This is a genomic window from Hydrogenophaga intermedia (genome assembly GCF_023715105.1).
GTDB lineage: Bacteria > Pseudomonadota > Gammaproteobacteria > Burkholderiales > Burkholderiaceae_C > Hydrogenophaga > Hydrogenophaga intermedia_A.
The window spans coordinates 1-23,346 of sequence record NZ_JAMBNO010000023.1; the positions used below are offsets into that span (position 1 = coordinate 1).

General features: G+C 67.7%; 23 protein-coding genes. 10 read left to right on the forward strand and 13 right to left on the reverse strand.

Annotated elements, in window-relative coordinates; translation table 11 throughout:
- Nucleotides 1-751 precede the first annotated feature (751 nt).
- Nucleotides 752-1,345 carry a hypothetical protein gene (locus M3149_RS18490; RefSeq protein WP_251710964.1) on the forward strand — a complete coding sequence of 198 codons (594 nt, stop codon included), beginning with the start codon at nt 752-754 and terminating at the stop codon, nt 1,343-1,345.
- A gap of 218 nt (nt 1,346-1,563) precedes the next feature.
- Here the strand turns inward: M3149_RS18490 and M3149_RS18495 are convergent, their stop codons facing one another.
- From M3149_RS18495 to tsaE, 3 genes are all read right to left on the reverse strand, one after another.
- Nucleotides 1,564-2,859 (reverse strand): flavin-containing monooxygenase, encoded by a 1,296-nt coding sequence (locus tag M3149_RS18495; protein WP_251710965.1) that lies wholly within the window; start codon nt 2,857-2,859, stop codon nt 1,564-1,566.
- 90 nt (nt 2,860-2,949) lie between these two features.
- Entirely contained in the window at nt 2,950-4,434 is a 1,485-nt protein-coding gene (locus tag M3149_RS18500) for an N-acetylmuramoyl-L-alanine amidase (RefSeq protein ID WP_251710966.1), read from the reverse strand.
- Nucleotides 4,431-4,958 carry a tRNA (adenosine(37)-N6)-threonylcarbamoyltransferase complex ATPase subunit type 1 TsaE gene (tsaE, locus tag M3149_RS18505; RefSeq protein ID WP_251710967.1) on the reverse strand — a complete coding sequence of 176 codons (528 nt, stop codon included), beginning with the start codon at nt 4,956-4,958 and terminating at the stop codon, nt 4,431-4,433. Before tsaE ends, M3149_RS18500 begins: the two co-directional genes overlap by 4 nt.
- Before the next feature lie 9 nt (nt 4,959-4,967).
- On the opposite strand from tsaE, the gene queG reads away from it, so the two are divergent.
- The gene (gene queG, locus M3149_RS18510; RefSeq protein ID WP_251710968.1) at nt 4,968-6,044 is read left to right on the forward strand and encodes a tRNA epoxyqueuosine(34) reductase QueG; all 1,077 of its coding nucleotides are present in this window, start codon (nt 4,968-4,970) and stop codon (nt 6,042-6,044) included.
- Between the two features lie 21 nt (nt 6,045-6,065).
- On the opposite strand, the gene M3149_RS18515 is transcribed toward queG, so the two are convergent.
- On the reverse strand, nt 6,066-7,634 hold the full coding sequence (locus M3149_RS18515; RefSeq protein ID WP_251710969.1) for an acyl-CoA synthetase: 1,569 nt from the start codon (nt 7,632-7,634) through the stop codon (nt 6,066-6,068).
- 160 nt (nt 7,635-7,794) lie between these two features.
- Here M3149_RS18515 and M3149_RS18520 point away from each other — a divergent pair, with 160 nt between their 5' ends.
- The 3 genes from M3149_RS18520 to M3149_RS18530 are packed head-to-tail and all read left to right on the forward strand — an operon-like array spanning nt 7,795 to nt 10,272.
- Nucleotides 7,795-8,607: an MlaE family ABC transporter permease gene (locus tag M3149_RS18520; RefSeq protein ID WP_251710970.1), complete on the forward strand. Its 813-nt coding sequence runs from the start codon at nt 7,795-7,797 to the stop codon at nt 8,605-8,607.
- 7 nt (nt 8,608-8,614) lie between these two features.
- On the forward strand, nt 8,615-9,628 hold the full coding sequence (locus M3149_RS18525) for an MlaD family protein (protein WP_251710971.1): 1,014 nt from the start codon (nt 8,615-8,617) through the stop codon (nt 9,626-9,628).
- Complete coding sequence (locus M3149_RS18530) at nt 9,625-10,272, forward strand: hypothetical protein (protein WP_251710972.1); 648 nt, start codon at nt 9,625-9,627, stop codon at nt 10,270-10,272. Before M3149_RS18525 ends, M3149_RS18530 begins: the two co-directional genes overlap by 4 nt.
- A 16-nt stretch (nt 10,273-10,288) precedes the next feature.
- On the opposite strand, the gene M3149_RS18535 is transcribed toward M3149_RS18530, so the two are convergent.
- Nucleotides 10,289-11,269, reverse strand: coding sequence for a Bug family tripartite tricarboxylate transporter substrate binding protein (locus tag M3149_RS18535; RefSeq protein WP_251710973.1), 981 nt, complete (start codon nt 11,267-11,269; stop codon nt 10,289-10,291).
- A gap of 36 nt (nt 11,270-11,305) precedes the next feature.
- Nucleotides 11,306-12,178 (reverse strand): fumarylacetoacetate hydrolase family protein, encoded by an 873-nt coding sequence (locus M3149_RS18540; RefSeq protein WP_251710974.1) that lies wholly within the window; start codon nt 12,176-12,178, stop codon nt 11,306-11,308.
- Between the two features lie 149 nt (nt 12,179-12,327).
- Between M3149_RS18540 and M3149_RS18545 the strand changes: the two genes are divergently transcribed.
- A complete protein-coding gene (locus tag M3149_RS18545; protein ID WP_251710975.1) occupies nt 12,328-13,008 on the forward strand; it encodes a FadR/GntR family transcriptional regulator in 681 nt (226 codons plus the stop codon).
- Here the strand turns inward: M3149_RS18545 and M3149_RS18550 are convergent.
- Nucleotides 13,002-13,916, reverse strand: coding sequence for an AEC family transporter (locus M3149_RS18550; protein ID WP_251711021.1), 915 nt, complete (start codon nt 13,914-13,916; stop codon nt 13,002-13,004). The two genes, M3149_RS18545 and M3149_RS18550, sit on opposite strands and share 7 nt — an antisense overlap.
- 131 nt (nt 13,917-14,047) lie before the next feature.
- On the opposite strand from M3149_RS18550, the gene M3149_RS18555 reads away from it, so the two are divergent.
- Together M3149_RS18555 and xerD are read left to right on the forward strand one after the other, a co-directional pair.
- Complete coding sequence (locus M3149_RS18555; RefSeq protein ID WP_285887276.1) at nt 14,048-15,025, forward strand: tripartite tricarboxylate transporter substrate binding protein BugE; 978 nt, start codon at nt 14,048-14,050, stop codon at nt 15,023-15,025.
- 85 nt (nt 15,026-15,110) lie between these two features.
- Nucleotides 15,111-16,028, forward strand: coding sequence for a site-specific tyrosine recombinase XerD (gene xerD / locus M3149_RS18560; protein ID WP_251710976.1), 918 nt, complete (start codon nt 15,111-15,113; stop codon nt 16,026-16,028).
- An 11-nt stretch (nt 16,029-16,039) separates the two neighbouring features.
- Here the strand turns inward: xerD and M3149_RS18565 are convergent, their stop codons facing one another.
- The 3 genes from M3149_RS18565 to M3149_RS18575 form a co-directional block, all read right to left on the reverse strand.
- Nucleotides 16,040-17,515, reverse strand: a complete 1,476-nt coding sequence (locus M3149_RS18565; RefSeq protein WP_251710977.1) for a sensor histidine kinase — start codon at nt 17,513-17,515, stop codon at nt 16,040-16,042.
- A complete protein-coding gene (locus M3149_RS18570; protein ID WP_251710978.1) occupies nt 17,512-18,540 on the reverse strand; it encodes a sensor histidine kinase in 1,029 nt (342 codons plus the stop codon). The genes M3149_RS18565 and M3149_RS18570 overlap by 4 nt, the downstream gene beginning before the upstream one ends.
- A 136-nt stretch (nt 18,541-18,676) precedes the next feature.
- Nucleotides 18,677-19,513, reverse strand: coding sequence for a ferritin-like domain-containing protein (locus M3149_RS18575; protein WP_251710979.1), 837 nt, complete (start codon nt 19,511-19,513; stop codon nt 18,677-18,679).
- Nucleotides 19,514-19,566: 53 nt separating this feature from the next.
- On the opposite strand from M3149_RS18575, the gene M3149_RS18580 reads away from it, so the two are divergent.
- The gene (locus tag M3149_RS18580; protein WP_251710980.1) at nt 19,567-20,091 is read left to right on the forward strand and encodes a gamma carbonic anhydrase family protein; all 525 of its coding nucleotides are present in this window, start codon (nt 19,567-19,569) and stop codon (nt 20,089-20,091) included.
- Nucleotides 20,092-20,125: 34 nt separating this feature from the next.
- Nucleotides 20,126-21,103, forward strand: a complete 978-nt coding sequence (locus tag M3149_RS18585) for an Hsp33 family molecular chaperone HslO (RefSeq protein ID WP_251710981.1) — start codon at nt 20,126-20,128, stop codon at nt 21,101-21,103.
- A 1-nt stretch (nt 21,104) separates the two neighbouring features.
- On the opposite strand, the gene M3149_RS18590 is transcribed toward M3149_RS18585, so the two are convergent.
- From M3149_RS18590 to eno, 3 genes are read right to left on the reverse strand one after another with little or no spacing between them, the layout of a single operon-like run.
- Nucleotides 21,105-21,752, reverse strand: a complete 648-nt coding sequence (locus tag M3149_RS18590) for an AAA family ATPase (RefSeq protein ID WP_251710982.1) — start codon at nt 21,750-21,752, stop codon at nt 21,105-21,107.
- Between the two features lie 19 nt (nt 21,753-21,771).
- Entirely contained in the window at nt 21,772-22,047 is a 276-nt protein-coding gene (locus M3149_RS18595; protein WP_251710983.1) for a septum formation initiator family protein, read from the reverse strand.
- Nucleotides 22,048-22,050: 3 nt separating this feature from the next.
- Nucleotides 22,051-23,334, reverse strand: coding sequence for a phosphopyruvate hydratase (gene eno, locus M3149_RS18600; RefSeq protein WP_251710984.1), 1,284 nt, complete (start codon nt 23,332-23,334; stop codon nt 22,051-22,053).
- Between the last annotated feature and the right edge of the window lie 12 nt (nt 23,335-23,346).

The following is a 23,346-nucleotide window of genomic DNA, read 5'->3' on the forward strand; positions in this document are numbered from 1 at the left end:
CGGCATTGGTCAGGCCAACGTACTTGGCGACGGCTCCCTTGGATATGTTGAGGGTGGCAGCGATCTGCTCGTGCGAGAGATCGGCCTGCCACTTCAGGCGGATAACGTCTTTGATCATGCGTAGAGACATTCGAGGTTTGGGCATCTGGCTCCTGAGGGCAAAAGCCGTCGAGGTTAGGACGCCCGGGTTGAGTTCTCTACGCAGCACTGCCAGGCTTCAGGCCCAACAAAAATGAGGACTGAAACGGCGGTCACGATGACCGAAATGCTCGGTCACGTTGCCGAAACGACCGGTCACGATGAACCGAAAATGGACTTGGTCACGATAGGCCGAAATCCTCGGTCACGATGCCGAAATCACCGGTCACGTTGGTCCGAAATACCCAGCGATCTACACACATGTGCTGAAGGTGGCCACTGGTAGCACCGCCAGCCCTCTGGATAATTTGGCACCTTAGAACTGAAGGTCCGGTTTTCGGAACGTGGGTGAAGGACTGCTCCGGGTCAGAAGATGCCGGCCACGTTTCAAAAGGGAACGTCTCAGTCCAGTCTTAAGCACCCGTTGCAGCTCCGAATCTCAGATGAAGCGACAGCGGCAACGGTCAACCCGTTTCAGAAAAGTCGATCAGTCGCTTACCCCAACCTGGCGTGATCCTCACCGCACCCTTCGCATCGATCGCCACAGGGTTCTCGGTGATCGACCGCTGGAAAGCGGGCGGCCGTCGGGTGATGGCCTGTGTACCATCGGTCCGTGGATTTCCTTCTTCTCCTCCCTCTCACGCTCGTTGCTTTGTGGATCACCAGGGGCAGGCAGCAGCAACGGCGCATAGCCATCCTGGCCCGCTACCTGCACGGCCACGACATCGAAAAGCACATTGAGACGCTGTCGCAGGGTTACTCGCGCGCCCTGGGCGAATCAGACCCCACCCGCGGCGAGCAGGTTTGGGGCGTGCTGCGCGGGACGGAAGATGCCCTGAGCCGGCAGGTCAGCAAGCTGGCGGAGGACTTCGCGGGTGTCGAGCCCACGGCCACGCGCGTGAGCAAGTTCCCGATCTGGTTGCCCGGTTCGCCCGCGTTCGACAGGTCCTTCGACATGCGAGAGGCGCTGCGCGTACACGCCCGCGGCATCTGCCGTGCGATCGAGCAACAGGGCGCCTCCCCGAAGGACCGCGCCTTTGCCATTCTGGCCGAGATGCTCCTGATGCAGCATACCTGTCACTGGTATTGCCGGTCGAAGTCCGTGGCATCGGCCCGCATGCTGGCCAGCCACCAAACGTCATATGAGCAACTTGTCGCGAGCGTACTGCCGCAGACGCGACAGGAGTATCTCGAGCTGGTGACCTGACGATGGCAGGGGGCCTCTCTCGAGGTCGGCAAAGACGAGGCTGCAGCCCATGGTTTCGACTTTGGGAAAAAACTAACTGCGCCTGGTGAGCTGCTCATCAACCCATGAAGCGAATGCACCATCTGCTGCGCTTGAGTGAACAGGATGCCTGCGACATCGCCCAGACCATGTTGGCCAATGGCTGCGTCCGTTCTCCCCAAGATCGGGCAGACCTCTCCTCAAGGAATCGGATACGGTAGTTCGTCCGGTGTGTTGAGCGCGAGATCGCGGTAGTGCGACTGCCAGCTGTCGGGAGGGTAGCTCGCCGGGTCGCGCGGGGCGAGGTGTTGGACGATGTCGAAGTGGTTGACTTTGTGGCCCATGGGCACGTCGTCGAGCCGTGCTGTGCCCTTGATGTGAGACATGATGGTGCGGCAAAGCAGCGCGTAGGCCCACGGGGACGAGCCAATGCCGTCCAGGCCGACGCCAGGGAAGTACAGGTTGGATGCGTCCAGGCTGCGAAAGATGCAGCCGCAGCGCGCCGCCAGATCCTCCACATTGCGGATGGAGGCGATGGCTACCGATGCAAAGTACGACAGATCGATACCGTAGCCGGTGCCCCAGAGCAGCAGCTCGGTTGGTACGGCCTGCCCGTTTGACAGCGCCACCGTGTTGCCGGTGATGCTCTCCACGCTGGCGTGGTGGCGATCAATCTCCGCATAGTGCTCGAGCATGGCGGGGCGCCCTGGAATGAGCTGGTCGCGCAGCACGTCGAAGGGCTGCGTGGGCATGATGTCGGTGATGCCGAATTTTTGGTAGCGCTCGCGCATGTCGGCACCGATGGTTGCGCTTTGCTGCTCGGCCGTCATGCCGCTGGCCTGCAGGCGGGCAAAGCCGCGCACGCTACCGGCCACGTGTTTGGGTTTGCGCGTGGGCACAAACCAGCGCGTGCCCCGAAAGGCCCAGGTCAGGCGCCGCGCGCCGTGCTGAATGCACAGCTCCAGCAGGTCAAAGGCCGAGGCGCCGCCGCCCACCACCAGGACGTCGCGGCCACTCAACAGGCCGGGGTCTCGCAGCGCGCTCGAATGGAATTCGCGCACCGTGCTTCCCGTGCGCGCGCATGCAGGGATGTTCGGCGTGTTGTGTGCGCCCGTGGCCGCCACCAGGTGCCGCGCGTGCACCAGGCCCTGGGGCGTGGCCAGCTCCCAGCCGGCGGCGTCCTCCCGGGCCGACTGCACCGGCGTGTTCAGCTGGATGCCGTCGGCCAGGCCGAAGTGCTCGACCCAGGCTTCGATGTTGGCCAGGATGTGCGGCTGGGTCGCTCCCTGCAACGGCAGGTCACCCAGCTGCCAGTCTGCGGTGCTGATCTGGATGTCCTGCCAGGCGGGGAGGTCGCGCCAGAGCCCGCCCACGCGGCCCTGGCGCTCCAGCACCACGGCGTCCAGCCCGGCCCGACGCGCATAGGCCAGTGCCACGACGCCGGCCAGGCCACCGCCCACGATGGCCACATCGAATCGCTTGCCGGTGATCTGCACGATGCCTCCTGAGCGATGGCGTCGCCGCATCATGTCCCAGGCTGATTGCGCTTGTCCATGCACAGCGCGATCTGCCGCGCGCGGCCGCGTTCAGATCTGCCGTGTGCGGGCCAGGGGCGGGTTGGCCTCGAAGTAGCGCACGATGCCGCGCAGCAGGGCGTCGGCGAGCTCGTTCTGGTACTTGGGGTCGTTCAGGCGGCGCTCTTCGTCGGGGTTGCTGATGAAGGCGGTTTCCACCAGCACGCTGGGGATGTCGGGCGCGCGCAGCACCGCGAAGTTGGCCTGTTCCACGCGCGGCTTGTGCAGCTTGCCCACTTGCTTCACCTCGCCCAGCAGCTTGCTGCCGATCTTGAGGCTGTCGTTGATCTGGGCGGTGGTGCTCATGTCGAGCAAGGTGCGCTGCACGGTGGCGTCCTTGGCCTTGACGTTGATGCCGCCCACCAGGTCGGCCGCGTTTTCCTTGTCGGCCATCCAGCGCGCGGCGGCGGAGCTCGCGCCGCGGGTGCTGAGCGCGTAGACGCTGGCGCCTGCGGGCTTGGGGCTGTAGAAGGCGTCGGCGTGGATGCTGATGAAAAGGTCAGCGCGCACGCGCTGGGCCTTGCTCACGCGCGTTTGCAGCGGCACGAAGAAGTCGGCGTCGCGCGTCATGTAGGCGCGCATGGGGTTGCCGTTGACGGTGGTGGCGTTGATGCGGTCGCGCAGCTTCTGGGCGATCTGCAGCACCACGGTTTTCTCGCGTGTGCCGCGCGGGCCGATAGCGCCCGGGTCCTCGCCGCCGTGGCCGGGGTCGAGCGCGACGACGATGAGGCGTTCGGTCTTGCGCGCGGGCGCGCTGCCGGGGCGCTGCTTGCTGGGCGGGGGCGGGCCCTTGGCCACGGTGGTGGCGTCGCCGGGTTTGGCTGGGGCGCCGGCCGCTTCGTTGGCTTTGTCGGCCGGCGCCGCCCCGGGCTTGCCCGCGCGGGCGATCAGGTCGCCCAGCGGGTCGTGCGCTTCACCGGGTGGGGTGGGCGGCGCGGCCGGGCCGGGGCTGGCCTGCGCCAGGCGTCCGGTCTCCAGGCCCAGCAGGCGTGCCGCGCGCTCGCTCGCCTCGTCGCGCGATTTCATGGCCTGCGCGATCAGCTGTTCCAGCGGGTCGGGCGGGTTGGTGGGGTAGAGGTCGAACACCAGCCGGTGCTGGTAGGCGGCCACCGGCGGCAGGTTGAACACCTGCGGCTGGATGGCGTGCTTGAGGTCGATGACCAGCCGCACCACGTTGGGCGCGTTCTGGCCCACGCGGATACCGGCGATGTTGGGGTCGTCAGCGCGCAGCTGCGCCACCAGCTCGCGCAGGCCGGGCAGCAGGTCAATGCCCTCGATGTCGACCGCCAGGCGCGGCGGCTCGTTCACCATGAAGGAGCGCGCGCTGAGCGGTGCATCGCTTTCGATGGTGACGCGGGTGTAGTCCTCCGCCGGCCAGAGGCGTACCGCCAGCACGCTGGCGCCGCGCGCGATGTGCGCGCTGCCGAGCAGCAGCACCAGGGTGCCGGCGCGCAGCAGCGTGCGGCGGGGCAGGGCGGCTTGCGGCGGTGCCGTCATGCGATGGCGGCCAGCAGCAGGCGGCCGGCGGGCGTTTGGGCCTCGGCGCGCACGCGTCGCGCGTCGTCGTGCTCGGGGTCGGTGTTCATCGGGTCGGGGTCGATGTGCAGGTCCAGGTCGATCGGGGGCAGGAAGCCGGCCGCGCGCTCGGGCCATTCGACGAGCTTGAGGCCCGGGCTGGCGAACAGTTCCCGAAAGCCCGCTTCCTCCCACTCGCGCGGGTCGCAGAAGCGGTAGAAGTCGAAATGCCAGATGGACAGCACCTCGCCGGGCGGCATCAGCGGGCAGTCGATGGCGCTGTGCGGTTCCACCACCGCGTAGGTGGGGCTCTTGATGCGCCCGCGCACGCCCAGGGCGCGCAGCAGGTGGCGCACGAAGGTGGTCTTGCCGGCGCCGAGGTCGCCATGCAGGGCCAGCGTGGCGTGGGCAACGGCCGGGCACGTGGCCATCCGCTGGGCAAAGGCCTGGGTGTCGGCCTCGTGGGCCCAGCGGCCCTGCCAGGTGGCGGGGGGCGTTGCTACCATCGGCGCCCCATGAAGGCTGTGTTGGATGCTGCTCAACTCGTCTCGCAGTTGCGTGCTTGGGGACGACAACTTGGATTCTCCCAAATCGGGGTGGCCGGGGTGGACTTGAGCGCCGCAGAACCGGGATTGATGGCCTGGTTGTCGGCTGGATGCCACGGCGAGATGGCCTACATGGCCGCCCACGGCCTCAAACGTGCGCGCCCGGCCGAGCTGGTGCCCGGCACGCTGAGCGTGATCACCGCGCGCATGGACTACCTGCCTCGCGATACGCCGCCCGACTGGGTGGACCACGAATGGCAGCGCCTGCAGCGCCCGGGCGAGGCCATCGTCTCGGTGTATGCCCGTGGGCGGGACTATCACAAGGTGCTGCGCGCGCGCCTGCAGCAACTGGCCGACCGCATTGCCGCGCAGATCGGCCCGTTCGGCCACCGCGTGTTCACCGATTCGGCGCCGGTGCTGGAGGTCGAGCTCGCTTCACGCAGCGGCATCGGCTGGCGCGGCAAGCACACGCTCACGCTGCACCGCGAGGCGGGCTCGATGTTCTTCCTGGGCGAGATCTACGTCGATCTGCAACTGCCGCCGAGCGAACCGGTCACCGACCACTGCGGCACGTGCAGCGCCTGCATCGATGTGTGCCCCACGCAGGCCATCACCGGCCCGCAGCGCGTGGACGCGCGCCGCTGCATCAGCTACCTCACCATCGAACACGCAGGGCCGATTCCGCTGGAACTGCGCGCGCCCATGGGCAACCGCATCTACGGCTGCGACGACTGCCAGCTGGCCTGCCCCTGGAACAAGTTCGCGCAGCGCGCCACGCTGCCCGATTTCGACGTGCGCGAGGGCTTTGCCGGCGCCACGATGGTCGAGCTGTTCGGCTGGAGCGAGGACGAGTTCCTGCGCCGCACCGAAGGCAGCGCGATCCGCCGCATTGGCCACGAGCGCTGGCTGCGCAATCTGGCGGTGGGCCTGGGCAATGCGCTGCGTGGTAAGCCGGACCCGGCCATCACGCAGGCGCTGCAGGCGCGCGCCGAACACCCCAGCGCACTCGTGCGCGAGCACGTGGCCTGGGCGCTGGCGCAGGGTTGAGGGCCGGGCGCGCGGGCGCGTTCAGCCTTGCTGCGCGTACTTCAACCGCAGCTCGCGCTTGAGCAGCTTGCCGCTCGGGTTCTTGGGCAGCGCATCGGTGAACACCACGCGCTTCGGGCTCTTGAAGCCCGCCATGTGCGTGTTGCAGTGGGCGATGACTTCGTCCTCGGTGAGCGCGTGGCCGGCCTTGACCACGATGATGGCCGTCACCGCCTCGACCCACTTGGCGTCGGGCAGGCCGATCACCGCCACCTCGCTCACCGCGCTCAGGCGGTAGATCATTTCCTCCACCTCGCGGCTGGCCACGTTCTCGCCGCCGGTCTTGATCATGTCCTTCTTGCGATCGACGATCGTGATGTAGCCCTCGTCGTCGATGGTGGCCAGATCGCCGCTGTGGAACCAGTCGCCGCTGAAGGCGGCGGCGGTTTTCTCGGGGTCGTTGAAGTAGCCCAGCATCAGGTGCGGCGATCGGTGCACCACCTCGCCCACCTCGCCGGGCATCACGTCTTCCATCAGTTCGTTGACGACGCGCGTCTCCACGTTGAGCACCGCCTTGCCGCAAGAGCCCGGCTTGCGCAGCTGGTCCTCGGGCGGCAGCATGGTGGCCAGCGGCGCAATCTCGGTCTGGCCGTACAGGTTCCACAGCCGCACCGCGGGCAGGCGCGAGGCCAGTTCCTTCAACACCTCCACCGGCATGATGGATGCGCCGTAGTAGCCCTTGGCCAGCGTCTTCAGGCGCGCGGCGTCGAAGGCGGGCGAGCGCAGCAGCGCGATCCACACCGTGGGCGGCGCGAAGAAGCTGGTGATGCGGTGCTGCTCCAGCAGGTTGAGCAAATGGTCGGGTACCGGCTTGCCGGTGATGACGTTGCTGCTGCCGATGTAGATGGCGGGGCCGAAGAACACGTCGAGCTGCGCGCAGTGGTACAGCGGCAGCGCGTGCAGGGCCACGTCGGTCTCGGAGATCTCGGCGTTGATGACGCAGCTCACGTACTGCCACAGCACCGCGTCGTGCGTGAGCATGGCGCCTTTGGGCATGGACTCGGTGCCGCTGGTGTAGACGATCTGCGCCACGTCGGTGCTTTGCAGCGTCACCTCGGGCAGCGGGTCGGCGCACGCGGCCAGGTGGTCGAAGCGGTGCATGGTCGGGTCGGGCTCGCTCGGGTCTTCGCCGGGCAGCCAGATGAAGCGCTCCACCGCGGTGTCCAGCGCGGCCGCGGCGCGCGCCAGGCTGCTCAGGCCGCTGTCGGTGGCCAGGGTTTTCGCCTGCGCGTGGCGCAGGATGTAGGCGACTTCGTCAGCCTTGAGCATGAAGTTGATCGGCACCAGCACCGCGCCGCGGCGCGCCACGGCAAAGCGCAGCGCCGCGAAACCGTGCGAATTGCGCGCCAGCACGGCCACCTTGTCGCCCTCGGCCACGCCGAGCTGCGCCAGGCCGGCAGCCAGGCGGCTCACCAGGGCGTTGAAGTCGGCGTAGCTCCAGCGCACCTCGCCGCAGGCGATGGCGAGCTTGTCCGGCAGGCGCAGGGCCGTGCGGTGCAGGGCGTCGGCGATGGTCTGGCGCCGCACCAGCGGCGAGTAGGCGTGCTTCATGTTGTCTCCGGGGTGCTGTCGGGTCGGTGCCGCTGGGCATTGGAGCGGCGGGTTGCCATTTGGCCATCGGCACAAACACCGAGCGCGTCGCCCCTGCGTCACCCGCCTGTCACGAAGTCTCACTTTGCGACATGCCGGCGAGACACGGGCGCTGGCTATCATGCTGCGCATGCCGCTGCACGCCAACCCGCCACACGCCCTCGGCCGCGAAGCCCGGCGCCTGCGCGGGCAGGCCGTGGCCTGGTGGCACGCGCTGCAACTGGCGGCACAGATCCTGGTGCTGGTGCTCTCGCCGTCGAGCTACACCCAGGGCCGCAGCCGCGCGGTGCTGCTGCACATGGTGCACGCGGTGCTGCCGCTACTGCCCTGGTTCCTGGTGCTGTCGCTGCTCATCAGCCTGGTCATCATCCGCATCGTCACCGCCACCGCCAGCAGCTACGGCCTGTCGCAGTACGCGCTGGAAGTGCTGGTGCGCACCCTGGTGCTGGAGCTCATTCCGCTCACGGCCGCGTTGTTTGTGGCGCTGCGCCACGCCATGCCCGGGGCCGAGCAGCTGCGCGCGCAGCTCGACGCGCGCCAACGCACGGGGCAACGCATTCCGGGCATTGCCGGCCTGGCCGGCGTTCTGCTGCCGCGCGCGCTGGCCAGCATCCATTCGGTCATCCTGCTGGCCGCACTCTCGGGCGTGATCGCGCTGGTGCTCACCTACCTCATGGTCTATGGCGCCTCGCCCTGGGCGCTGGCCGGCTACACGCGCGACGTGGGTTCGGTGTTCACGCCGGTGGTCTCGCTGATCTTCGGTTTCAAGACCTTCTTCTTCAGCCTGGCCGTGGCGGTGGTGCCGCTGGCCGGCGCCGCCGAACCCGACGCGCACGGCCGCTTCGTGCCACGCAGCGACATGACCGAATTCGCGCGCCTGTTCTCGGTGCTGCTGATGGTCGAGATCGTTTCGCTCGTGGGCAACTATTACTGATCACGCCATGACCAACCCGCAGCACGAAGACCCCCTGGTGCCCGAGCCACCGCCGGTGCGTGGTCTCGCCTTCAAGGCCGCGTTGCTGATGGCGCTCACGCTGCTGCTGGTGGTGGGTTCGGTGCTGTACGTGATGTTCGCGCGCGGCGTGTTCGAGCCCACGCAGCGCGTGGTGCTGATCGCCGACGACGCCGAGGGCGTGACCGTGGGCATGGACATGACCTTCGCCGGCTTTGCCATCGGGCGCGTGGCGCGCGTGGAGCTCGGTGAGGACGGCAATGCGCGCATCCTGGTCGACGTGGCCGAGAAGGACGCCAAGTGGCTGCGCAGCTCCAGCATCTTCACCATGGAGCGCAGCCTGGTGGGCGGCACGCGCATCCGCGCCTTCAGCGGCGTGCTCGACGACCCGCCGCTGCCCGACGGCGCCGAACGCACCGTGCTGCGCGGCGATGCTGCGGCCGAGATCCCGCAGATCACCGCGGCGGTGCGCGAGCTGCTGGAAAACCTCAAGGCGATGACGCAACGCGACGCGGCGCTCAACCAGACGCTGGCCAACCTGCAGACCACCACCGAGAAACTCAACGGCCCGCACGGTGCTTTGGGTGTGCTCACGGGCAACGAGGCGGATGCAAAGCAGCTCGCCGCCACCATCGCCAGCGCCAATGCCTTGATGGCGCGCGCCAACGCGCTGACCGCGCGGCTCGACTCGCTGGTGGCCAACGCCGACCGCCAGGTGTTCGGCCAGGGCGCCGCGCCGGGCGAGGGCAGCCTGCTGGGCGATGTGCGCGCCACCGTGACGCAGCTCAACGGTCTGTTGGGCGACGCGCGCGGCAGCCTGCAGAAGGTGGACGCGGTGCTGGTCGAGGCGCAGGGCATCGCATCCAACACGCGCGAGGCCACCACCGACCTCACCGCGCTGCGCGCCGAGGTGGAGCGCAGCCTGCGCCAGGTCGACAGCCTGATCAACGAAATCAACCGCAAGTGGCCCTTCGCGCGCGACACGGAGATCAAGCTGCCATGAGACGCCTGGGAATCCTGATCGGCGTGACGCTGCTCGCTGCGTGTTCGAGCACGCCGCCGCCACCGGACTGGCAGATGAGCGCGAAAAGCAGCCTGGATAACGCGACCATTGCCTGGTTCGAGGGCCGCGACGCGGTGGAACGCGCCGAGTTCGCGCGCGCCCGCGCGGCCGTGGCCCGCACCGGCCGGCCCGAGCTGGTGGCGCGCACCGAGGCTTATCGCTGCGCCTTGCGCGTGGCCACCTTGCACCCCGAGCCCTGCACCGGCTTCGACACTGTGTCGGCCGACGCCTTGCCCGAGGACGCGGCCTACGCGCGCTACCTGTCGAACCGCCTGCAGCCCGGTGATGCCGAGCGCATGCCGCCGGCGCACCGCGCCGCGTTGGGAGTGGCCGACCCCGCGGGTGCGTTGCAAGGCGTGGCCGACCCGGTCACGCGACTGGTGGCCGCCGGTGCTGCGCTGCGCCGCGGCCAGGCGTCGCCCGGCGTTGTGCAAGTGGCGGTGGATACGGCCTCGGCCCAGGGCTGGCCGCGGCCGCTGCTGGCGTGGCTGGGCGTGCAGCAGCAGGCCGCGCGCGCGGCGGGCGACACGGCGCAGGTCGAGCGCTTGCAGCGCCGCATCGACACCGTGGCGCCGCCGCGCTGAGCTCGGCTGCCGCGCTTCAGTTCACGCGCCCGATGCGCTGAACCACCGATTTCATGGCGGCCGCGTCGGCCTTCACGAAGGCGTCGAACTCGGCCGCGTCCTGGTACTGGAACTGCGTGCCCGCGGTCGTCATGATCTGGATCGTGCGCTCGTCGCGCGCGGCCATGCGCGCGGCCTCGCGCAGCTTGTCGATCACCGGTTGCGGCGTGCCCGCGGGCGCGAACAGGCCGGCCCACTGCGAGTAGCCGATGTTCACGCCCAGTTCCTTGAAGCTGGGCACATCGGGCAACAGCGGCAGGCGGCCTTCGCCCCAGTGCGCCAGCGCGCGCAGGCGCCCGCTCTTGATGTGGCCCACGATGCTCGCCGGCCCACTGGCCAGCGCTTCCACCTGGCCGCCCAGCAGGCCCACGATGGCCGGGCCCGCACCGGTGTAAGGCACGTGCAGCATGAAGGTATTGGTGGCCGCCTTGAGCTGCTCCATCGGCACCTGCATCGTCCCGTAGTTGCCCGATGAGCCGAAGCTGATGCGCCCCGGGTTGGCTTTGGCGTGCGCGATGAACTCGGCGTAGGTTTTCCACGGGCTGTCGGCGCGCACCACCAGCACCGTGGGATCGGCCGTCATGCGCGCGATCGGTGCGAGCTGATTCACCTCGAACTGCGGCGGGCGGTTGAGGATACGGTCGGCCTCGGGCAGCACCACCAGCGACGACAGCGCCATCAGCACGGTGTAGCCGTCGGCCGGCGCCTTGGCCACCGCCGCCATGCCGATGGCACCACCCGCGCCGCCACGGTTGACCACCACCACCGACTGGTTCAGGTGGCGCGCCATGGCCTCGGCCACCGGCCGGCCCACGGCATCGGCCACGCCGCCGGGTGGGAAGGGCACCACCATGGTGATCGGCTTGCTCGGGAAGGCGTCTTGCGCGAAGGCCGTGCCCAGGCCGGTGAGGCCGATGGCCGATGCGCCCAGCAGGCGGTGGAAGTCGCGTCGTTGCATGGTGTCTGTCTCCTGTGTCGTTTTGAAGGGGAGGGCTCAGGCAAAGCGGTTCTGGATCTCGCCGATGCCGTCGATGGCGATACGCACCACGTCACCGGTTTTCAGGAACTGCGGCGGGTTCAGGCCCAGGCCCACGCCGGCCGGCGTGCCGGTGGCGATGATGTCGCCGGGGTAGAGCGTGATGCCGCGCGAGATGGTCTCGATCAGCGTCGGGATGTCGAAGATCAGGTCCTCGGTGCGCGCGTCCTGGCGCAATTCGCCGTTGACCCAGCAGCGCACGCGCGTGTGCTGGCCATCCAGTTCGTCGGCCGTCACGAGCCACGGGCCCATGGGGCAGAAGGTGTCGAAACTCTTGCCCATGTCCCATTGCTGGTGGCGCATCTGCACGTCGCGCGCGGTCACGTCGTTGACGATGGTGTAGCCCCACACGTGCTGCATCGCATCGGCCTTGGCGATGTTCTTGCCGCCGCGCCCGATGACCACCGCAAGCTCGGCCTCGTAGTCGATCTGCGGCGAGATGGTCTCGCCCGGCAATCTCACCGTGTCGGTCGGGCCAACGACGCACTCGGGCACCTTGGTGAAGACGATCGGCCACACCGCGGGGTTGGCGTTGTTGTTCTTGAACACCGAGCCCTGCAGCTCCTTCGCGTGCTCGTGGTAGTTGCGCCCCACGCACCAGACGTTGCGGCGCGGGCGCGGGATGGGCGATTCCAGCTGCACGACCGACAGCGCCAGTGCCGGGCCCTGGGTGGCCGGCAGGGCCTGGCCCGCAGCGGCGGCCTCCACCAAGGGCAAGGCGCCGCGCTGTGCCTCGGCGGGCGACAGCGCGAACGGCGTGACGGTCTGTTGATCGGGCGAAACCAGGCCGACAAAGCGTTGGCCCTGGTGAACGAAGGTGACGATGCGCACGAAAACTCCTGCTGACGGTCGATATACCAATGAATACCAATAGGTACCAGGTTGTGAATCGTAGAGGGTGAAACGATCGATGCCATCAGGGAATAACCCTGGCCGGCCGGTCTACCGCCGATTGGTCTGTTTTGGTACAGTGCGACGCCATGAGCATGCCCCTCGCCCTGCGCCAGACCCTTCTCGATCAACTGCAGTCGGGCCAGTGGCGCGCCGGCGAGCGTCTGCCCACCGAGCGCGAACTCGCGCAGCGCCACCGCGTGAGCCGCACCACCGTGCGAAAGGCACTGGCGGAACTCAAGCAACAGGGCCTGATCGAGCAGACCGTGGGCAGCGGTACCTACGTGGCCGATCACGCGTCGACGCGGCTGAATCGCCTGGTCCGGGCCGCTGCGCCCGATTCATCGCGCCACACCAGCCCGGCCGAGCTGATGGAGGCGCGTCTCGCGCTGGAGCCGGCCATCATCGACATGGCGATCCGCAACGCCAACGCGGCCGACCTGCAGCGCATGCAGGCCTGTTGCGACGAGGCCGAGCGTGCCGAAACGCTGGAGGCCTTCGAGCACTGGGACGGTGAATTGCACCAGGCCATTGCCGACGCCGCGCACAACAGCTTCGTGGCCAACGTGTTCACGCTCATGAAGACCGTGCGCGCGCAAAGCGACTGGGGCCAACTCAAGAAGAAGAGCGTGACGCCCGAGCGCCGCCTGGCGTATCAGGCCGAGCACCGCGCGATCGTGAACGCCCTGCGCGAGCGCGATACCGTGCGCGCGCGCCAGCTCACGCTGGAACACCTGCTGCATGTGCGGCAGAACCTGCTGGGCTATTGAAGGGAACCCAGCACCCCGAGTGCGAACGGCAGGCTCAGCATGCCCAGCAGCGTGGATAGCGTGACCAGCCCCGCCACGTACGGTCCGTTGTAGCCCATGCGCGCCGCCAGCACGTAGCAGCTGGACGCGGTGGGCACGGCCGAAAAGGTGAGCAGCACGGCCGTCTGCACCGGGTCGAGCCGGAACAGCAGCGCCAGGCCAAAGGCCATCAGCGGGACGGCCAGGTGCTTGATGCCCAGCACCAGGATGCCCAGCAGCTTGGCGCTGGCCAGGCTGCCGAACTGCATGCCGGCGCCGGCGGCCATGAGGCCCAGCGCCAGCGAGGCCTGGCCGATGCGGTTGACCGTGGGCTCCAGCCAGGGCGGCATGGCAAAACCGAGCAGGTTGGCCACCAGGCCAGTGGCGGTGGCGATGATGAGCGGGTTGCGCACCAACTCGCGCGCGAAGCCCTTGTTGGCGTGGCGCGCCATGGGCCACACCGCGCCGATGTTGAAGATGGGCACGCAAAAACCGATGATCACCGCCACCATCAGCAGACCCTGCGGCCCCGCCACGCGCTCGGCGATGGCGAGCAGGATGAAGGAGTTGAAGCGGAACCCTACCTGGGCGCTGGCGGCATGCAGCCGCACGTCGATGCGCTTGCCCAGCCACGGCCAGTGAGGCAGCGAGTAGGTGAGGGCGATGGCGCACAGCGCCAGGGACACCGCCGCGCCCACCAGGCTGGAGGCGGCCGACAGATCGAGCGGGCTCTTGACGATGCTGTGGAACAGCAGCACCGGAAAGAGGAAGTAATAGACCAGGCTCTCGACCTGCTCCCACACCGTGCGGTTGAGCTTGGTGAAGCGGCACACGAGGTAGCCGCACAGGATGAGCGAGAAATCGGGGAAGAGCAGTTGCGCGAAGTTCACCGCGCGATCGTAGCGGCCGGCCACCGCCGCGGCCGGGTTTCCCCTTATGTATTGTCCCGAAGGTGTCGCGCGCTCCAACTGGGTACAGTCGGCGTACTTCGCTTTTGTAACCCCCTCAGGAGATCCCCACCATGATCAACCGTCGTACCGCGCTGGCCAGTGCAGTCGCTCTGGCCGCCTTGGGCGCGCAGGGCCTTGCCCTGGCACAGGCGTTCCCGAGCAAACCCGTCACCCTGCAGGTGCCGTTCGCGCCGGGCGGCACCACCGACATCATTGCTCGTGTCATGTCGGAGCCGCTGAGCAAGGCGCTCGGCCAGAACGTCGTCGTGCTCAACCGCGCGGGCGGTGGTGGCGTGGTCGGCGCCCAGGAGCTTGCGCGCGTCGCGCCCGATGGCCACTACATCGGCATGGCCACGGTGTCGACCACCGCGGCCAACCCGGCGATCAACCCCAAGATCCCGTACGACACGCTCAACGACTTCACGCCCATCATCAACATCGCGGCCACGCCCAACGTGATCGCGGTGCACCCGAGCTTCCCGGCCAAGGACTTCAAGGGCTTCCTCGAAGAAGTGAAGAAGAACCCGGGCAAGTACAGCTACGCGAGCTCGGGCACGGGTGGCATCGGCCACCTGCAGACCGAGCTGTTCAAGAGCCTCACCGGCACCTTCATCACGCACATTCCCTACCGCGGTGCGGGCCCGGCCCTCAACGACACCATTGGCGGTCAGGTGCCCATCATCTTCGACAACCTGCCCTCGGCGCTGCCGCACATCCTGGGTGGGCGGCTGGTGGCCATCGTGGTCGCAGCGCCGCAGCGCGTGGCTGCCCTGCCCAACGTGCCCACCTTCAAGGAGGTGGGCCTGGAGCCGGTGAACCGCATGGCCTACTACGGCCTGATCGGCCCCAAGGGCATGGCGCCTGATGTGGTGACCAAGATTCACACCGCTGCCACCGAGGCGCTCAAGGACCCTGGCGTGCGCAAGCGCATCGAGGACACCGGCTCGCTGGTGGTGGGCAACTCGCCGAGCGAGTTCACGGCGCAGATCAAGGCCGAGTTCGAGGTCTACAAGGGCGTGGTGGCCAAGCAGAAACTCAAGCTGGACTGATGAGCCCCCACGCTGCGCACTTCGTGTTGTCGCTGCCCCCCGAGGGGGCGCAGGTCTCCCTTGGGGCGGCCCGGCGGGAGCCCTGATGTCCGCGCCGGTGGCCGGCAGCGAACACCCTTCGCTGTCGGCTTTCATCGACAGCCTCTGGCTCGAAGAGGGCCTTGCGCGCAACACGCTCGAGGCCTACCGGCGTGACCTGACGCTCTTCGGCCAGTGGCTGGCGACGCGCGGCAAGGCCCTGCCCGAAGCGCAGGAGGCCGATATCCACGCCTACTTCGCCGAGCGCCATGCCGCCACGCGCGCCACCACCGCCAACCGGCGGCTCACGGTGTTCAAGCGCTACTTCCGCTGGGCGCTGCGCGAGCGTTTCGTGAGCGTCGATCCCACGCTGCGCCTGCTGCCCGCGCGCCAGCCGCTGCGCGTGCCCAAGACACTCTCCGAGGCCCAGGTCGAGGCGCTGCTCGCGGCGCCCGACACCGGCACGCCGCTGGGCCTGCGCGACCGGGCGATGCTGGAACTCATGTACGCGAGCGGCCTGCGCGTGAGCGAGCTCGTCACGCTCAAGGCCTGGCACGTCGGCCTGGGTGAGCACGTGCTGCGCATCACGGGCAAGGGCAACAAGGAGCGCCTGGTGCCTTTCGGCCAGGTGGCGGGCGAGTGGCTGCAACGCTACCTGGCCGAATCACGCCCGGCCATCCTGAATGGTCAGGCCAGCGAGGACTTGTTCGTCACCTCGCGCGGCGCGCGCGCCGGCGAGGCCATGTCGCGCGTGATGTTCTGGCAACTGGTGAAGAAGTACGCGGTGCAGGCGGGCATCACCGCGCCGCTGTCGCCGCACACATTGCGCCACGCCTTCGCCACCCATCTGCTCAACCATGGCGCGGATCTGCGCGCCGTGCAGATGCTGCTCGGCCACGCCGACATCTCCACCACCACCATCTACACGCACGTGGCGCGTGAGCGGCTCAAGAACGTGGTGGCGCAGCACCACCCGAGGGGGTGAGCGTCGGAGCTTCAGTGCCCGAGCGTGAAGTAGAAGGTTGCGCCGCGGTCGATCTCGCTCTCGGCCTGGATCTCGCCGCCATGGCGCACCACGATGCGCTGCGCAATGCTCAGGCCCAAGCCGAAGCCGCCGAACTGGCGGTCGTCGTGCAGGCGGTGGAAGGCGGCGAAGATTTTGTCGTGCTGACGGCTGTCGAAACCGCAGCCGTTGTCGCGCACGTGGTAAACCGTGCGGCCATCGCGCGTTTCGGCGCAAAACTCGATGACGGCGGGGTCGCGATCGCGACTGAACTTCCAGGCATTGCGCAACAGGTTCTCGATCACGCTGCGGACCAATGGTCGATCCCCGTATCCGGGTGCGCTGGGTGCGATGCGGAACTGGACATGGCGCGTGGGTTCTGTCTCGATCAGCGATTGCTGGACCTCGCGGGCCATTTCCGCCAGATCCAGCGGTTCAGGGTTCAGCGGCGTGTTCGAGAGCTTGGCCAGGCCCAGCAGCGCGTCGACGAGCTCGGCCATGCGTCGGGCGGAATGGCCAATACGACCCAGCAGTGCTCGGCCTTCGTCGCCCAGCGCCTCGCCGTGGGATTCGTCGAGCAGGTGGCTCAGGCCGGCAATCGCCCGGATCGGCGAACGCAGATCGTGCGCCGCCGAATGGCTGAACGATTCGATTTCGCGCATGTGCAGGCGCAGCGCCTCGGTGCGTTCGCGCACCCGCTCTTCGAGCAGGTCGTGACTGCGCTGCAGCGCAGCGCGTGCGGCCTCGCGCTCACTCACGTTCTGTGCCACGCCTTGCAGCAGACCTTCGTCGTTCGAGGCCGCATCGAGCTGCAGCCAGTGCAGGAAGTCATCGGTTTCGCCGAGTTTCAGGGTACGACGTCTCAGAACACCCTGCTCGCAATCGGAGAGGAACTGCTCCCGATCCGTAGGCGAGACTCGCGAAAGAAAGTCGCTCAAGGGCTTGTCCTGGTCGTCGGGCAGTGCGGCCAACGCGGCAGGTTCCCCGCTCATCCGGATCGACCCCGCTTGCGGGCGGATGCGCACGAACCCCATCTCCGCCGCGCTCATGGCCTGCTCCAGCAAGGTCTGATTGGCGGCCAGTGCGCGCTGAACCTCGTGCCGCTCCAGCGCCATCTGGACGGTGGCGTGCAGCTCCCGCTCGGAGAACGGTTTGATGAGGTAGCCGTAAGGCCGCGTGTGGCGCGCGCGTTCCAGAGTGGCGTCTTCGGAGTACGCGGTGAGGTAGACGATCGGCAGCTGATAGTCCCGACCCAGCAGGCCCGCGAGATCGATGCCGTCCAGCTCGCCCTTGATGTGGATGTCCATCAACACCAGGTCGGGCCGTTCGCTGGCCACCAGGGCCAGGCTTTCGGTATCGGATTCGGCCGGGCCGATGACTTTGTAGCCAAGCTGCTGCAGGCGTTGTTGCAAGTTGAAGGCCACGATACCTTCGTCCTCCACGATCAGGATCTTGGCGGGGTTCCTCATGCTTCCACCTCCAGCGGAAATCGCAATGCAATGCGTGTTGGCCCGGCGCGCTGTATGTCCAGCGTGCCGTCCAGCTGGCGCGTCAGCAGGCGAACCAGTTGAAACCCGAGCGTGGTGCACTGGGCGAAGTCGAGATCGGTCGGAATCGGGTGGCCATCGTTGCTGACCGAGATCTCGACCTGGTCTTCCTGGGTGGCCAGAACGGACACCGTGATGGTTCCGTGGTGTGCGCCTGCAAAGCCGTGCTTGAGCGCATTGCTGACCAGCTCGTTGATGATGAGCCCGCAAGGAATGGCTTCGCTGATGGGTAGCTTGACCTGGTGAGCGTCGATGGCGATGTTCACCTGCCCGACGACCGAACGATAGGACTCGATCAGCGACGGCACGAGCTCGTCGAGAAAACGCTGGAAATCCACACACGCGAAATTGCTCGACTGGTATAGCGTCTGATGGATGAGCGACATCGAACGGATGCGGTTCTGGCTGTCGCGCAGGACGCCGATGACGTCGCGATCGTCGAGCTTGAGCACTTGCAGGTCGAGCAAGCTATGGATCACCTGCAGGTTGTTCTTCACGCGATGGTGCACTTCGCGCAGCAGCAAATCCTTCTGGGACAGCGCGTCCTGGATGCGCTTTTCGGCCTGCTTGCGTTCGGACAGATCGAGGATGACCGACAGCACCATCGGGCCCTCGCCCGTATCGACCGGGTTGATGCCGATCTCGACCGGAAACTCGCTGCCGTCTTTGCGCAGGCCGCTCAGGTCACGACCCAGGCCCATGGGGCGGGCCGTGGCTTCGGCGAGAAAGCCGCGACGGTAGTGAGGGTGCTGGCCGCGGTAGCGCTGAGGGATGAGGGTCTCGACCGGTTGGCCGATGAGCTCGCGGGCCTCGTAGCCGAAGGTGGTCTCCGCGAGGTGGTTGACGCGGGTGATAGCACCCTGCTGGTTGACCACGATCATGGCCACCGGCATGCGGTTGAATGCCTGGCCGAGGTATTCGTCCAGCTGGACGTGCTGGGGCACCATGGCGATCCTCTACTTTTCTTGTGTGCCTCATGCTAGACGCATGCGCCGGTGCTCACAAGGGGCATCGGCCACCCAGGGTCAACAAAATGCGACCCCCGGGCGCCATGGCATGGTGATCGAGGCTTGCAAAGGGGCCTCACTCAGGCGCCGACAAAGCCGCGATCTCCTGATCACTGAAGCCCGCCCTGCGCCGTGCGTTCACATTGAACGGCCCGCGCAGCCGCGGCGCTGCATGCAGCCGGGCGAGGTGGCGGTAGTGCGCCACGGGCTCCAACCCCTGTTGCGCACACAACCACGCATACCAGCGGTTGCCCACGGCCACGTGGCCGATCTCGTCGCGCAGGATCACGTCCAGGATCTCGATCGCGCGCCGTGCCTCGGGCGTGTTCACCTGCTTCAGGCGGGCCTGGATCAATGGTGTGGCGTCGAGTCCGCGCGCCTCCAGCGTGCGCGGTACCAGCGCCATGCGCGCGGTGATGTCGTGCTGCGTCTTCACGCACATCTCCCACAGGCCGTTGTGTGCCGGGAAGTCGCCGTAGGCGTGGCCGAGCGTGGCCAGGTGCTCGCGCAGCAGGCCGAAGTGCATGGCCTCCTCCTGGGCCACCTGCAGCCACTGGCGGTAGAAATCCAGCGGCATGCCTGGGAAGCGCCACAGCGCGTCGAGCGCGAGATTGATGGCGTTGAACTCGATGTGCGCGATGGCGTGCAGCAGCGCGGCCAGGCCCTCGCGCCTGAAGGGCGAGCGTTGCGCCACCTGCTGCGGAGCCACCAGCTCGGGCCGGGGCGGGCGGCCGGGCAGCGGCGTGGTCGGATCGGGCGTGAGCGTGCGTTCGCGGTCCCAGGCGGATGCGTCGTCGGTGCCGAGCGCGCGCCAGCGCGTCCACAGGGCGTGCGTGCGTTCCACCTTGGCGGTGGGTTCGGCCGAGCACAGTGTGGCCAATGCCTCGGCGCGCAGCGATGGGGTGGGGGGCATCCCTACAATTCTAGGTTTTCGCCCTTTCCGAAGAACCCGACAGGAGACCCCGCATGGCTGTGTACGAACTCGATGGCGTGGCGCCGCAGATGGCCGAATCGGCCTGGGTGGCCGACAGCGCGCAGGTGATGGGCAATGTGCAGCTGCACGAGGAAACCAGCGTGTGGTTCGGTGCCGTGCTGCGGGGCGACACCGAGACCATCACCGTGGGCAAGGGCAGCAACGTGCAGGACGGCACCGTGATGCACGCGGACTACGGCTTTCCGCTGGTGGTGGGTGAGCGCGTCACCATCGGCCACCAAGTGATGCTGCACGGCTGCACCATCGGCGACGAATCGCTCATCGGCATCGGTGCCACCGTGCTCAACGGCGCGAAAATCGGCAAGCACTGCCTGGTGGGCGCGCGTTCGCTGGTGACCGAGGGCAAGGAATTCCCTGACGGCTCGATGATCCTGGGCAGCCCGGCCCGGGTGGTGCGCCAGCTCACCCCCGAGCAGATCGAAGGTTTGCGCCGCAGCGCGGCCCACTACGTCGAGAACGCCCAGCGCTACCGCAAGGGCTTGAAAAAGCTGGGCTGAACGTCATCTGCCCGGTTTTGGTCGAAGGAAACAAGTGTCCGAGCTTCACAAATTCGTGTTTGAAGGCCTGCCCGTGCGCGGCATGCTGGTGCGCATCACCGATGCCTGGCAGGAGATCCTGCAGCGGCGTGCGCAGGCCGGCGGCTACCCCGCGGCCGTGACCGAACTGCTCGGCGAGATGACGGCCGCGGCCGCGTTGATGCAGGCCAACATCAAGTTCAACGGTGCGCTGGTGATGCAGATCCAGGGCGATGGACCGGTGAAGCTCGCCGTGGCCGAGGTGCAGCCCGACCTGCGCCTGCGGGCCACCGCGACCGTCACGGGCGAGGTGGCCGACGAGGCGCCGCTGTCGCACATGGTCAACGTCACCAACCAGGGCCGCTGCGCGATCACCCTCGACCCCAAGGACCGCCAGCCCGGCCAGCAGCCCTACCAAGGGGTGGTGCCGCTGTTCGGCGACCGGCACGAGAAGCTGGAGAAGATCAGTGACGTTCTGGAGCACTACATGCTGCAGAGCGAGCAACTGGACACCAAGCTGGTGCTGGCTGCCAACCAGCACATGGCCGCGGGCTTGCTGATCCAGCGCCTGCCGCTGCAGGGCGAGGCCAACCTCGCGGGGCAGTCGCAGCAGCGAGACGAGGATCAGATCGGCCGCAACGAGGACTACAACCGCATTGCCATCCTGGCCAGCAGCTTGAAGCGCGAGGAACTGCTCGAACTCGACGCCGAGACCATTCTTCGCCGCCTGTTCTGGGAAGAAGACGTGCGCCGCTTCGAGCCCCTGCAAGGCAGCAGCGGCCCTCGCTTTGCCTGCACCTGCTCACGCGAGCGTGTGGGTGACATGCTGCGCTCGCTTGGTCGCGAGGAAATCGAATCCATCCTGGCCGAGCAGGGCGAGGTGCAGGTGAGCTGCGACTTCTGCGGTGCCGGCTACCGTTTCGACCCGGTGGACGCGGCGCAGATCTTCCTGCAGGCCAAGGACCAGCCGCCGGGCAGCGCCCAGCAGCACTGAGTCATCGGGCGTCGCGACGCGCGAGCAGCGCGCGAAACAGGCGGTGCTCGCAATCCGGGTCGCTGCACGACTCGCACTGCCAGCGAGCGTTGCCCTCTCGAAGCGTCGGGTCGTCGGGCAACAGATCGCGCCCCAGCGCATTGCCGATGGCGCCGAGCGCGGCGTGCAGGCGCTGCGCTCCCTGGCCGTAGATGGTCTGAAAGCCGATGCCCGCTGCCTGCAGTTCGCGTCGCAGCAGCGCGTCGGTGGCTTCGCGCACGGCCGGGCTGTCGCGAAAGAAGCCGTCGCTGCGCCACGGCAGGTCCAGGCCCATCAGCAAGGTGAGCCCCATGCTGCGCTGCGCAGCGATGGCCGCGGGCCACAGGCTGCGATCCTTGAAGTACAGCTCGCTGTAGGCGGCCACCACCAGTGCGGTCGTGTCCGCAATCACCACCTCGGCGCGGGCGGCTTCGATGAGCCGGGTTTGCTCGGTGGCGATGGCCGCCTGCTCGTGGGCATGGGGCGCACGACCGGCGCGCTCGCACCACTCGCGCAGGTGCTCGGGCACGGTGTGAACGTCGATGCCCTGCGTGCTCAGGCCCGAGTGCAACTGCTGCGCCAGCGTGCTCTTGCCGCTGGACTCGCCGCCGAGCAGCGCAACACGGAGCATGGCGACCGCGTGCGCGCGCTCAGCGCGCGATCTGCACGAAAACTTCGTTCGGCTTGACCATGCCGAGGTCCTGGCGGGCGAGCTCCTCGACCATTTCCAGGCCTTCCTGCAGGTCACGCAGCTCGCTGGCCACCTGGTCGTTGCGCTGCTGGGCCTCGGCGTTGGCCTTGAGCTGCGCTGCGAGATCGCGCTCGAGTTGCGCCACCTGCGGCACGCTTCCGCGCCCGAACCACAGCTGCGCGTGCAGCACCAGCAGCAGTGCCACGAGCAGGCCGGGGATCAGGCGATTCGCCATGAATCAGCGCAGGTTGTAGAACGCGTCGCGGCCGGGGTACACGGCCACGTCACCCAGGTCTTCCTCGATGCGCAGCAGCTGGTTGTACTTGGCCATGCGGTCCGAGCGCGAGAGCGAGCCGGTCTTGATCTGGCCCGCGTTGGTGCCCACGGCGATGTCGGCGATGGTGTTGTCTTCCGTCTCGCCGCTGCGGTGGCTGATGACGGCGGTGTAGCCCGCGCGCTTGGCCATCTCGATGGCGGCGAAGGTCTCGGTGAGGGTGCCGATCTGGTTGATCTTGATGAGGATCGAGTTGGCCACGCCCTTGTCGATGCCTTCCTTCAGGATCTTGGTGTTGGTGACGAACAGGTCGTCGCCCACCAGTTGCACCTGCTTGCCCAGGCGCTCGGTGAGGTGCTTCCAGCCTTCCCAGTCGCCCTCGGCCATGCCGTCCTCGATGCTGACGATCGGGTACTTGTCGCACCAGGTGGCCAGCACGTTGGTCCACTCCTGTGCGGTCAGTACCAGGCCTTCGCCTTCCAGGTGGTACTTGCCGTCTTTGTAGAACTCGCTGGCGGCGCAATCCAGGCCGAGCGCGATCTGCTCACCGGCCGTGTAACCGGCGGCGGCGATGGCGTCGAGCAGCATCTGCAGCGCGGCCTCATGGCTGGCCACGTTCGGGGCGAAGCCGCCCTCGTCGCCCACGGCCACGCTCATGCCTTTGTCGTGAATGATCTTCTTGAGCGCGTGGAACACCTCGGCGCCCCAGCGCACCGCCTCGCGGAAGTTCGGCGCGCCCACGGGAATGATCATCAATTCCTGCAGGTCGAGGTTGTTGTTGGCGTGCGCGCCACCGTTGATGACGTTCATCATCGGCACCGGCATCTGCACCGCGCTCATGCCGCCGAAGTAGCGGTAAAGCGGCAGGCCGGCCTCTTCGGCCGCGGCGCGCGCCACGGCCATCGACACGGCCAGCATGGCGTTGGCACCCAGGCGGCTCTTGTTCTCGGTGCCGTCCAGGTCGATCAGGGTCTTGTCCAGGAAGGCCTGCTCGGAGGCATCGAGGCCCAGCACGGCCTCGCTGATCTCGGTGTTGATGTGCTCCACCGCCTTAAGCACGCCCTTGCCCAGGTAGCGGCTCTTGTCGCCGTCGCGCAGTTCGATGGCTTCGCGCGAGCCGGTGGACGCGCCCGAGGGCACGGCCGCGCGGCCCATCACGCCGCTCTCCAGCAGCACGTCGCATTCGACGGTGGGGTTGCCGCGGCTGTCCAGCACTTCGCGGCCGACGATATCAACGATGGCACTCATGAATCTCAGGTC